Genomic DNA, 11,030 nt, shown 5'->3' with positions numbered 1-11,030 from the left:
CCCGAGCACAAAAAAGGCCCGCATCACTGCGGGCCTTTTTATTGTTACGCCGGTCGAATCAACCGCGACGACGCAGCGCGTCGATACGCTCTTCCAGCGGCGGATGGCTCATGAACATGCGGGCAAAGCCCTGTTTGATGCCACCGTTGATGCCGAAGGCGTTCAGGGTGTCCGGCATGTGTACCGGCAGGCCCTGTTCGGCGCGCAGGCGTTGCAGCGCGCCGATCATCGCGTTGGTGCCCGCCAGACGTGCGCCGGCTTCGTCGGCACGGAATTCGCGCTTGCGCGAGAACCACATGACGATAGCGCTGGCGAGGATGCCCAGGACCAGTTCGGCGAAGATGGTCGCCACGTAGTAGGCAATGCCCTGGCCTTCTTCGTTCTTGAAAATCACCTTGTCGACGAAGTTGCCGATGATCCGCGCAAAGAACATCACGAAGGTGTTCACCACGCCCTGGATCAGCGCCAGTGTGACCATGTCACCGTTGGCCACGTGACCGATTTCGTGGGCCAGAACGGCTTTCACTTCATCCGGCGAAAAGCGCTCGAGCAGGCCCTGGCTGACTGCGACCAACGCGTCGTTCTTGTTCCAGCCGGTCGCAAAGGCATTGGCCTCGTAGGCCGGAAAAATACCGACTTCGGGCATCTTGATCCCGGCTTCGCGGGACAGTTGCTCGACGGTTTGCAGCAGCCATTGTTCATGCCGGGTACGTGGCTGGCTGATGATCTGGGTGCCGGTGCTCATCTTTGCCATCCACTTTGAGATGAACAGCGAGAACAGCGAACCGGCGAAACCAAAGACCGCACAGAAAACCAGCAGCTGACTGAGGTTGAGATCAACCCCGTTGGCCGCCATGAACCCGTTGAAGCCGAACAGGCTCAGGGTGATGCTGGCTATCAGCACGACCGCCAGGTTAGTGGCCAAAAACAGCAGGATGCGCATCATGGTTGTAGAAATCTCCTCAAGCTAAAGATGTAGCGTACTGCGGGGTATATAAGGTGCGGCACGGGGTGATTCAACTGAGTGACTATTTCAAACTGTGTCCTACAGCGGATTCCGGGGCTGCAGGCCATTGCCCACGACCGAAACCGAAAGGGATGACAGCCAGCCGCCACCCGCCACCACTGCGCCAGAGGCGTGTGGACTATTCGAATCGCAAGTGTAGAAGGCCCTGCGAGGCGAGGAGGGCAGAAGTGTTGCTGAATCAGACAGTGCGCAACGTTCGGGCCGTTGCGCACTGTCGACCGGTTACTGGCGGTAGGATTTGAGGAAGTTGCCGATACGTCCGATGGCCATCTCGAGGTCGTCGACGCGGGGCAGGGTTACCACGCGGAAGTGATCCGGCCACGGCCAGTTGAACGCCGTGCCTTGCACCACCAGCAGCTTCTCGGAGAGCAGCAGGTCGAGGACAAATTTTTCGTCGTTGTGGATCGGGCAGACCTTCGGGTCGATCCGCGGGAATGCATACAGCGCGCCCATCGGCTTGACGCAGCTGACGCCCGGAATGTCGTTGAGCAACTCCCAGGTACGGTTGCGCTGCTCCAGCAGGCGACCTTGCGGCAGCACCAGATCATTGATGCTCTGATAACCGCCGAGGGCGGTCTGAATCGCATGCTGACTCGGGACGTTGGCGCACAGGCGCATGTTGGCCAGCATGTCGATGCCTTCGATGTAGCTCTGGGCATTGTGTTTCGGCCCGGAGATGGCGATCCAGCCGGAGCGGAAACCCGCCACGCGGTAGGATTTCGACAGACCGTTGAAGGTCAGGCACAGCAGGTCCGGCGCCAGCGAGGCGGTGCAGATGTGCACAGCATCGTCATAGAGGATCTTGTCGTAGATCTCGTCGGAGAACACCACCAGATTGTGCGCGCGGGCGATTTCCAGCATGCCCAGCAGTACTTCCTTCGAGTACACCGCACCGGTCGGGTTGTTCGGGTTGATGATCACCATGGCCTTGGTGTTCGGCGTGATCTTGGCCTTGATGTCGGCCAGATCCGGGAACCAGTCGGCACCCTCGTCGCACAGGTAGTGAACGGCGTTACCGCCGGCCAGGCTCACGGCGGCGGTCCAGAGCGGGTAGTCCGGGGCCGGTACCAGCACTTCGTCACCGTTGTTGAGCAGCGCCTGCAGCGACATCACGATCAGCTCGGACACGCCGTTGCCCAGGTAGATGTCTTCAATGCCGACACCTTCCACATTCTTTTGCTGGTAGTACTGCATCACCGCTTTACGGGCGCTGAACAGGCCTTTGGAATCGCTGTAGCCTTGGGCGGTCGGCAGGTTGCGGATCACGTCCTGGAGAATTTCGTCCGGCGCTTCGAAACCAAACGGTGCCGGGTTGCCGATGTTCAGCTTGAGGATGCGCTGGCCTTCCTCCTCCAGACGTTTGGCGTGCTTGAGCACCGGTCCGCGAATGTCGTAGCAGACGTTGGCGAGCTTGTTCGATTTGCTGAACTGCATGGCGATGTGATCCCGAAAATGAACGATCCAGACGGCGGATGGCCAACCGTACTGGGATTCCTGCGTCTTCGCACAGGCGGAGTCTTGCGCGGTGGCGCCAATAATCCGTTTGAATGCGCCCGGTCTGGCTGCCAGACTGGCGTGTGACGAGGCGCAATCATACGTGCCACCCGATCCGTGGAAAAGGTACAGATCGGGCTTTTTCAGCCGTTGAGGTGTGATGATGGAAAAGTTGGAAAAAACCCTGGAAGAATGGCGTGCGATGCTCGATCCCGAGCAGTACAACGTGTGCCGGCTCAGTGCGACCGAACGGCCGTTCTCCGGCAAATACAACGCCACCAAAACCGACGGCATTTATCATTGCGTCTGCTGCAATGAGCCGCTATTCGACTCCCAAACCAAATTCGATTCCGGCTGCGGCTGGCCGAGCTTTTACGCGCCGATCGGCGAAAGCGCCATGGCCGAAATCCGCGATACCAGTCACGGCATGATCCGCACCGAGGTCAAATGCGCTCGCTGTGACGCGCATCTGGGCCACGTGTTTCCCGATGGTCCGCCACCGACCGGCCTGCGTTATTGCATCAACTCGGTGTGCCTGAACCTCGAGCCTCGCGATTGAACTGCTCGCTCGACCGGCTGGTTTGATCCACCCTGTAGGAGCTGCCGAAGGCTGCGATCTCTTGATTTTTAAAGATCAAAAGNAAAGATCGCAGCCTTCGGCAGCTCCTACATGATGGCAACTCAATTAATTAAATTGCACACAATTTAATTGCTCGCTATGTTTGGCCTTTGCCGATAACCCGTGGAGCCGTCTCATGAGCGACAACCTGCTGAATATTCCTGTCACCACCATCAAGGGTGAACAAAAGACCCTGGCCGATTTCGCCGGCAAGGCCGTTCTGGTGGTCAACACCGCCAGCAAATGCGGCTTCACCCCGCAATACAAAGGCCTGGAAGAGCTGTGGCAGACCTACAAGGATCAGGGCCTGGTGGTGCTGGGGTTTCCATGTAATCAGTTCGGCAAGCAGGAGCCAGGCAACGAGGGTGCGATCAGCGAATTCTGTGAGCTGAATTACGGCGTGAGTTTCCCGTTGTTCAAGAAGATCGATGTCAACGGTTCTGATGCGCATCCACTGTTCGTGCAGTTGAAAAAACGCGCTCCGGGTCTGCTCGGCTCCGAGGGCATCAAGTGGAATTTCACCAAGTTCCTGATCGGCAAGGATGGGCAACTGGTCAAGCGTTTTGCCCCGACCACCAAGCCGCAGGACATCAGCGGCGAGATCGAAGCCCTGCTCAAATGAACAGCCTGCCCGACGATTCGCTGAAGCTCGACAGTCAGTTGTGCTTCAAGTTGTATGCCGCGTCCCGGGCGGTGATTCGCGCTTACAAGCCGATGCTCGATCAGCTCGGCCTGACGTACCCGCAGTACCTGGTGATGCTGGTGCTGTGGGAGTGGCAGGACAGAGCGCCGGAGCAACCGACGGTCAAGGCCTTGGGCGAGCGTCTGGCGCTGGACTCCGGCACTCTGACGCCGTTGCTCAAGCGGCTTGAGCAATTGCAGTGGGTGCAGCGCCAGCGCTCGACGCGTGACGAGCGTGAAGTGCATCTAAGCCTGACCACCCAGGGCCAGGCGTTGCGCGAGCAGGTTGGGCCGCTCAAGGCCCGATTGTTGTGCGACAGCGGCGTGGATCTTGATCGGCTCAATGATTTGCGTAACGGTCTTGATCACCTGCTGGGGCAGATCAAGGCGCTGACGTAGTCGGAATCCACTGGTCGAGCAGGGCCGCCAGCTCTTCGCGGCGGAACGGCTTGGCCAGATAATCGCTCATGCCGGCGGCACGGCAGCGCTCGCGCTCCTCGGACATGGCGTTGGCGGTCAGTGCCACGATCGGGAGGTGCGGCCAGCGCCCGCTCTGGCGAATCTGCCGGCTCGCTTCGTAGCCGTCCATCACCGGCATGTTGCAGTCCATCAGCACCAGGTCGAACTCATCGTGCTCCAGTTGATCCAGCGCTTCGGCGCCGTGGGCGGCGACCACCACGTCGCACCCGAGCTTGCCAAGCATGCCTTTGGCCACCAACTGGTTGACCGGATTGTCCTCCACCAGCAGCACGCGTCCGCGGCGTTGAACCGGCTGGCTTTCCTGCTGCGCATCGTTGTTCGTGGTGATGTCTGCGAGCAGAATGCGCCGCAGGATCTGATACAGCGCGTTGCGTGCCAGTGGTCGGGCCTGTTGCTGCAATGGCGCCAGCGCTGCGGCCTCTTCGCTGGGCATGAAGCTGCCATAAGCGGTCACCACCAGGATCGGCGCGCTGAGGGTCGGGCGCAGACTGAACAGGCATTCCGGGCAATCGGTGATCAGCAGATCGGGTGACAGGCCCAGCAACGGATCGTCCATGGTGCGCTGTTCATAAGTCACGCCCCACACCGGCAGCAATGTTTTGAGCAGTTCCGCCAAGCCGCTGCTGGCCGCGGTGATCGCCAGTACCTTGCCGTGCAGCGGTGGCGGCATGATCGCCCGGGTATGGCACGGCAGCGGCAGGTCGGCACAAAACTGACTGCCGAATCCGGCCTCGGAACTGATGGTCAGTCGACCCTGCATGGCTTCACAGAGGTTGTAGGTCAGCGCCAGGCCGAGACCGGTGCCGCCATACTGCCGGGTGATACCGGCGCCCGCCTGGGTGAACGGCTGGAAGATTTTCACCTGGGCTTCCTGGGCGATGCCGATACCGGTGTCGCAGACCTCGATACGGACCCCGTCGTTATGGGCTGACAGACGCACATCAACCCGGCCGAAGCGGGTGAACTTCAGGGCATTGGACAACAGGTTGCTGACGATCTGCCGCACCCGGGTCGGGTCTCCCAGCACCAGAGCGGGGAAGTGCGGATCGATCAGGCAGGTCAGCTCGACGCTCGGCGCGGCGTTCTGCGACAGCAGGTTGGCGGTATCCTCGATCAGCGAGCCGAGGTCGAACGGGATGTGCTCGAGCTCCAGTTGCCCGGCATCGAACTTGGACAGGTCGAGAATATCGTTGAGCAGCTCCACCAGCACCTTGCCCGAGTCATGGGCAATTGACAGCTGTTGCTGTTGTTCGGCGTTCAGCGGGCCGTCAAGGGACAGGGCGATCATGCCCAGCAGACCGTTGAGCGGGGTGCGGATCTCGTGACTCATGTTGGCAAGGAACGCCGAGCGTGCTTCGGCCATGTCCAGTGCGGTGCTGCGGGCGATCTCCAGTTCTTCGTTGGACTGGCTGAGCCGGGTGTTGATCGCCTTGAGCTCGGCGGTGCGGGCCGAAACGATGTGCTCCAGCTGCCCGAGGTAGTCGGTCAGGCGGTTTTCGGCGTTGCGGCGCTGCTGGATTTCCGTGGCGATGTTTTCGAACTGCTGGTTGGCGACTTTGACCAGCACGCCGATCTCGTCATTGGCGTGTCCGGCCGGGCATTCCAGCGTTGTCGGTTCTGCACTGCGTGCGTCGCGCGCACTGAGTTCACGAATCAGCCGTACCAGTGGCTTGGTCAGCATCACGTAGAACAACGCCAGCAGGATCCCGGTGAGGATCAGGCTGCGGGCAAACCCGTTGAGCAGAGTGACTTCGGCGCGGCGCAGGAAACGGCTGCCGAACGCGTACGTGTCGACTTCAAGGCTGAGGATGCCCAATGATTCGTCAGGCAGGTGGTCGAGGTACAGACGGTCTTCGAACTGGCGTTTGGCGCCGAACAGGAAGTCGCTGATCACCCGATAGCCGCTTTGCAGCTCCGGGCGTTTGACGTTGGCCAGCACGTTGCCATTGTTGTCCGTCAGTTGCGCCGAGATGATCGCCGGCGAACGCAACAGCCCCAGGGTCAGTTCCTGCGCCAGTTCCGCGTCGATGTTGTAGGCGATCCGCGACGCCGGATTGTGGCTGATTTCCAGCAAAGACAGGATTTCACGGTTGATGGAGGCGTCTTCGCTGGCATAATCGATGCCGATTTGCAGCAGGCTGAGCAGCGTGCCCAGAATGAACCCGACCAGCACAGTGAATCTGGCTTGCTTGTAAGACAGCCGGTGGGTGAATTTGATATCCATGGGGTGTTGAACCACTTCCGTTTCCCTTCGCTGCTCAAGCATAGTCGATCATGTCTGGATACCGAGGTTCCCGAATCGCCTTGTAACAAGGCCTGAGCGGGGATTGAGATCTGTCTGTCGTCGCTGTATCGACATCATCACTGTGAACGTGTCCGAGGAGAAGACGTGGATTCCCGATTGAATGCTTTTCTTGAACGCGCCGAGTCGGTTCTGGCGCGGATCGAACCCTTGCTGCCGGCGCCACGTCCGCTGATCGACTGGAATACTTGCCTGGCCGCGCGCTGGCAGCGAGACGGGCGTAGCGGATACTTGCTGCCGCTGGACGTCAGCCTCGATATGCGCCTGTCCGACCTGATCGGTGTCGACCGTCAACTGGAGCAACTGGGCCGCAACACCCAGCAGTTTCTCGACGGCATGCCGGCCAACCATGCGCTGCTCTGGGGTTCGCGCGGTACCGGTAAATCCTCGCTGGTGCGCGCGCTGCTGGCTGAGCACGCCAAGGCCGGCCTGCGGTTGATCGAGATCGAACGCGACCATCTGGCCGACCTGCCGCGTGTGGTCGAGCAGATCGGCAAACTGCCGCAGCGCTTCGTGCTGTTTTGCGATGACCTGTCGTTCGAATCCGGCGAAGGCGATTACCGCGTGCTGAAAAGCGTGCTCGACGGCTCGCTCGAGCAGGCCCCGGACAACGTTCTGCTATACGCCACTTCCAATCGCCGCCATCTGGTGCCGGAGAAGGAAAGCGACAACGAAAACTGGAAGCGTGTCGACGGCGAGCTGCACCCGAGTGAGGCGGTGGAAGACAAGATCGCCTTGTCGGACCGTTTCGGTCTGTGGCTGTCGTTTTATCCGTTTACTCAGGAACATTTTCTCAATGTCGTCGAACACTGGATCGGCCAGTTGGCCGCCAAGGCTGGCCTGAGCTGGCAGCGCGACGAACAACTGGACATCCTCGCCGTGCGCTGGGCTACCGGGCGCGGCAATCGCAACGGCCGTTGCGCGTACCAATTCGCCCGTTACTGGGTGGGACTGAAATTGCTGGAGCACAAGGCATGATTGATTTGCAACAAAGCGGCCAGGGCCTCGAAGGCTATGGCATGTTGGCCGCACAACTGGAATCGCTGCTGGCGGACGAGCGCGATTTCATCGCGAATGCCGCGCAGTTTTCGGCGTTTCTGTTCAACCAGCTCGATGACTTGAACTGGGCGGGTTTCTACCTCAATCGCAATGAAGAGCTGGTGCTTGGTCCGTTCCAGGGCCAGATCGCTTGCGTGCGCATTCCGTTCGGGCGCGGCGTGTGTGGCGCCGCGGCGGCCAGTCTGCAGACTCAGCGCGTCGAAGACGTGCATGCTTTCCCCGGCCATATCGCTTGCGACAGCGCTTCCAACAGCGAGTTGGTAGTGCCGCTGGTCAAGGACGGTCGGTTGATCGGCGTACTTGATCTCGACAGCCCGAAACTGGCGCGTTTTGGCACCGACGATCAGGCGGGTATCGAGCAATTGGCGGCGATCTTCCTGCGTCTGACCGACTGCTGATCAGGCACTCAGGCCAGCCTTGCGCAGCAGGCTGGCCGGATCCACCGCATCGATCTGGCGCGGATCGAGAAACCGCGCAGCGTATCGCATGTAAACCCCGTCATTGATGAACAGCGCGAACAGCTCGGCGTCGATGTGCGCCTCGCGGCACATGGTGGCCATGATCGCCAATGCCTCGCTCAGGGTTTTGGCTTTCTTGTACGGCCGATCCGCAGCCGTCAGCGCCTCGAAAATATCGGCAATCGCCATCATCCGTGCCGGCAGGCTCATGTCTTCGCGTTTCAGGCGCTTTGGATAGCCGCTGCCGTCCATTTTTTCGTGATGCCCGCCGGCGATTTCCGCGACGCTGTCCAGGTGCCCGGGGAAGGGGAGGTGGCTGAGCATCAGGATCGTCTGCACCATGTGGTGATTGATGATGTAGCGCTCTTCGCGGGTCAGCGTGCCCCGGGCAATGCTCAGGTTGTACAGTTCGCCGCGATTGTATTTGTAGCGCGGCACATCCAGTTTGAACCCCCACGGATTGTCTTCCGGAATCAGTTCACTCTCGGCGCGTTCGATCAGGTGTTCGGGCTTGTCCGCCAGCAGTGGCTCGCTGACTGGCAGCGTTGGCGCGGGCGTTTGCGCCTGACGGCGGTTTTCCTCCCATGACACCCCCAGGCGATCATCGAGGGTGCGCATCCAGCGCCGCTCGGCGATGCGCTCAAGGCGCTGCAGATCGGCGGGTGCCATGGCCTCGCCGCCCAGATTGCAGCGGGCAACAAAGGCAAAGTCATCGTCCAGTTGCGTCAGCGCGGCGTCACGCTGTTCGCTCAGTTGCGCCGCGTTGCCGCCGAGCGCCAGCGCCTGCCAATAACTGACCCAGGCGTCGCGCTTGAGCACTTCGAAACGGGTGCGAATTTCGTGGATGCGATCGTTGAGGGTTTCCAGTTTGGTCGCCTTGTCGACGACATATTCGGGTGTGGTGACCTTGCCGCAATCGTGCAGCCAGGCCGCAATGTGCAGCGCTTCCCACTCGTCTTCGCTGGGCTGATAACGCTGAAACGCCGGTGCCTGGCTGGCGGCAGCGGCTTGCGCAAGCATCAGGGTCAATTCCGGCACACGTTGGCAGTGGCCGCCGGTGTAGGGGCTTTTGGCGTCGATGGCGCCGGCCAGTAACTGGATGAACGCATCGAGCAACTGCTTCTGTTTCGCTTGCAGACGCTGACTTTCAATACTCACCGCCGCCGCACCGGACACTGCTTGCAGGAAGGCGATGCGGTCCGGGCGCAGTTTTTCCAGATCCTGAGCGTTGCCGCTGTCGTTGATCAGCAGAATCAACAGGCCGATGGTCTCGTTGTGACGGTTACGCAGGCGGATACCGATCAGGTGGATGCGCGGCGACTGCATGGCCAACAGGACGTTCTGCAAGTCTGCGGCCTGCTCGAATCCAAGGCTGCTGACCACGTTGTCGGCGTGGATCAGTTGCTGAAACCACGCCGGGCCCTGATCTGCCAGCAGGTCCTGGCCGAGTACGTTGAGCCTGCCCGGCTCCTGCGAAACACCGTCGATCACCAGCCCATAGGGTTCCATCCGGTTGCCGTCGCTTTCGCGCAGATAGATCAACCCTGCCTGGGCCTGGGCGATCTGCACCGTTTCGAACAGCACCCGTTGCAGCAGCGGGGCGAAGCGGGTTTCGGCGCTGAGGCTGTCGGTGATGCGGAAGAAGCTGGCGAGTGTGTCTTTCATGCGCGCCATCGACAGGCTCAACTGGTCGACCTCCAGCACCGGCGAGCGGCGGGTGACCGGAAAATTGAAATCGAAACTGCGGATCGCGTCGGCTTCCTTGACCAGCGCGTGCAGCGGTTTGACCAGAATCCGCGAGATCAGCCAGCCCAGCGGCAGGCACAGCAGCAAGATCGCGAGGGTGATCAGCGCGCCTTGCCAGCGCATACGGTAGGCGTCGGCCAGCAGTTCGTCCTCCGGCACCAGCAGGGCCATCTGCAAACCGTTCGGCCCTCCTTCCTGCAGGTTGCTGCGGGCGACGATCCAGTGGCGCCCATTGACGTCGAGCCGTTTGCCCTGATGGGACGCGGACAGCAACGCGTGCAGGTTCGGGCTCAGGTCGGCGGCCTTGGCCAGGCGCGCGCTGCGGTCGTCGACAATCAGCCGGCGGCTATCGGGATAGGCCACCGCATTGCCATCGGCATCGAACAACACGATTTCGGTGGAGGGGGTGACGACATGCTTGAGCAAGGTGGCGGAAAGTGCTTCAAGGGTCAGGTCGGCACCGATGACGGAGTCTGCGCTGCTGCGACGGGCGAGCGTGGTGCCCACATTGTGCGTGGAGAAAAATACATAGGGCTCAGTGGTGATCTGGTCACCCTGTTGCAGGGCGTTGATGTACCAGTTGCGGGTACGCGGGTCGTAGCGGTCATCGGAATTGACGTCGCGCCCCACCGGCGCCAGTGTCTGATCGAAGAACAGTGACTGCGACGATACGGTGCCGCTGGCGTCGTGCTCGATGCTCCAGACCTGATAGACCGCGGTCGGCGGCGCCTTGAGCAGGGTTTTAAGGGCGTTGGTACGCAAGGGTCGAACCATGAAGAAGTCGCCGTTGCCGTACCCCAGATACAGCGACGCGAGATCGCTGTTGTCCTTGAGTGACTGAGTGAACGGCTTGAGTAGCGCCAGACGCTGCTGCAGGTTCGAAGCATCGGCTGCCTGATCGTTGGCCAGAAGGCTCAGCAGGTGCCGGATCGGTTCGTAAGTTGAATGCAGGTCCAGGCGCACGTCCTGTTCGATGCGATTGAACAGGTTTTCACTGCTCGACAGGATGATCCGGGTGGTCTGGCGATAATTGAACAACCCCAGCACAACGCCTGTCAGCAACAGCAGGAAGGTGAACATGACGCTGATGTGCACGTGCAACGGGAATCGGCGTTGATCCGGGCGCAGTGGGCTGGGCATTGCTGACTCTCCATTGAAGTAAAC

Annotated in this window: 9 protein-coding genes; 5 read left to right on the top strand and 4 right to left on the bottom strand. The window is 60.7% G+C overall.

What is annotated here, in order from left to right:
- Nucleotides 1-58: 58 nt before the first annotated feature.
- Nucleotides 59-946 (bottom strand): protease HtpX, encoded by an 888-nt coding sequence (gene htpX, locus ACTJKS_RS21605; protein WP_041069582.1) that lies wholly within the window; start codon nucleotides 944-946, stop codon nucleotides 59-61.
- 303 nt (nucleotides 947-1,249) lie between these two features.
- Nucleotides 1,250-2,461 carry a pyridoxal phosphate-dependent aminotransferase gene (locus tag ACTJKS_RS21600; RefSeq protein ID WP_003226761.1) on the bottom strand — a complete coding sequence of 404 codons (1,212 nt, stop codon included), beginning with the start codon at nucleotides 2,459-2,461 and terminating at the stop codon, nucleotides 1,250-1,252.
- A gap of 223 nt (nucleotides 2,462-2,684) precedes the next feature.
- On the opposite strand from ACTJKS_RS21600, the gene msrB reads away from it, so the two are divergent.
- From msrB to ACTJKS_RS21585, 3 genes are all read left to right on the top strand, one after another.
- Complete coding sequence (gene msrB / locus ACTJKS_RS21595) at nucleotides 2,685-3,080, top strand: peptide-methionine (R)-S-oxide reductase MsrB (RefSeq protein WP_108183397.1); 396 nt, start codon at nucleotides 2,685-2,687, stop codon at nucleotides 3,078-3,080.
- Between the two features lie 196 nt (nucleotides 3,081-3,276).
- Nucleotides 3,277-3,762 carry a glutathione peroxidase gene (locus ACTJKS_RS21590; RefSeq protein WP_027613435.1) on the top strand — a complete coding sequence of 162 codons (486 nt, stop codon included), beginning with the start codon at nucleotides 3,277-3,279 and terminating at the stop codon, nucleotides 3,760-3,762.
- Complete coding sequence (locus tag ACTJKS_RS21585; RefSeq protein ID WP_108183396.1) at nucleotides 3,759-4,220, top strand: MarR family winged helix-turn-helix transcriptional regulator; 462 nt, start codon at nucleotides 3,759-3,761, stop codon at nucleotides 4,218-4,220. Before ACTJKS_RS21590 ends, ACTJKS_RS21585 begins: the two co-directional genes overlap by 4 nt.
- Here ACTJKS_RS21585 and ACTJKS_RS21580 read toward each other — a convergent pair.
- Nucleotides 4,204-6,525: a hybrid sensor histidine kinase/response regulator gene (locus ACTJKS_RS21580; RefSeq protein ID WP_108183395.1), complete on the bottom strand. Its 2,322-nt coding sequence runs from the start codon at nucleotides 6,523-6,525 to the stop codon at nucleotides 4,204-4,206. The two genes, ACTJKS_RS21585 and ACTJKS_RS21580, sit on opposite strands and share 17 nt — an antisense overlap.
- Before the next feature lie 165 nt (nucleotides 6,526-6,690).
- Between ACTJKS_RS21580 and ACTJKS_RS21575 the strand changes: the two genes are divergently transcribed.
- Together ACTJKS_RS21575 and ACTJKS_RS21570 are read left to right on the top strand one after the other, a co-directional pair.
- Nucleotides 6,691-7,581, top strand: a complete 891-nt coding sequence (locus ACTJKS_RS21575) for an ATP-binding protein (RefSeq protein WP_047295439.1) — start codon at nucleotides 6,691-6,693, stop codon at nucleotides 7,579-7,581.
- Nucleotides 7,578-8,060: a GAF domain-containing protein gene (locus ACTJKS_RS21570; RefSeq protein WP_039770434.1), complete on the top strand. Its 483-nt coding sequence runs from the start codon at nucleotides 7,578-7,580 to the stop codon at nucleotides 8,058-8,060. The genes ACTJKS_RS21575 and ACTJKS_RS21570 overlap by 4 nt, the downstream gene beginning before the upstream one ends.
- Here the strand turns inward: ACTJKS_RS21570 and ACTJKS_RS21565 are convergent, their stop codons facing one another.
- Nucleotides 8,061-11,006, bottom strand: a complete 2,946-nt coding sequence (locus ACTJKS_RS21565) for an HD domain-containing phosphohydrolase (RefSeq protein ID WP_108183394.1) — start codon at nucleotides 11,004-11,006, stop codon at nucleotides 8,061-8,063. It abuts the gene before it with no gap.
- Nucleotides 11,007-11,030: the final 24 nt, after the last annotated feature.

The organism is Pseudomonas sp. 22189 (assembly GCF_052045635.1).
In the GTDB taxonomy this organism is placed as follows: domain Bacteria; phylum Pseudomonadota; class Gammaproteobacteria; order Pseudomonadales; family Pseudomonadaceae; genus Aquipseudomonas; species Aquipseudomonas parakoreensis.
Note: the sequence above shows the minus strand (reverse complement) of the source record. Positions and strands in the feature narration are given on the sequence as shown.

What these genes read in the sequence shown, in the direction of transcription:
- ACTJKS_RS21585 (WP_108183396.1), top strand. Translation starts at nt 3,759, where the DNA reads ATGAACAGCCTGCCCGACGATTCGCTGAAGCTCGACAGTCAGTTGTGC.
- ACTJKS_RS21565 (WP_108183394.1), bottom strand. Translation starts at nt 11,006, where the DNA reads ATGCCCAGCCCACTGCGCCCGGATCAACGCCGATTCCCGTTGCACGTG.
- ACTJKS_RS21590 (WP_027613435.1), top strand. Translation starts at nt 3,277, where the DNA reads ATGAGCGACAACCTGCTGAATATTCCTGTCACCACCATCAAGGGTGAA.
- ACTJKS_RS21570 (WP_039770434.1), top strand. Translation starts at nt 7,578, where the DNA reads ATGATTGATTTGCAACAAAGCGGCCAGGGCCTCGAAGGCTATGGCATG.
- htpX (WP_041069582.1), bottom strand. Translation starts at nt 946, where the DNA reads ATGATGCGCATCCTGCTGTTTTTGGCCACTAACCTGGCGGTCGTGCTG.
- msrB (WP_108183397.1), top strand. Translation starts at nt 2,685, where the DNA reads ATGGAAAAGTTGGAAAAAACCCTGGAAGAATGGCGTGCGATGCTCGAT.
- ACTJKS_RS21580 (WP_108183395.1), bottom strand. Translation starts at nt 6,525, where the DNA reads ATGGATATCAAATTCACCCACCGGCTGTCTTACAAGCAAGCCAGATTC.
- ACTJKS_RS21600 (WP_003226761.1), bottom strand. Translation starts at nt 2,461, where the DNA reads ATGCAGTTCAGCAAATCGAACAAGCTCGCCAACGTCTGCTACGACATT.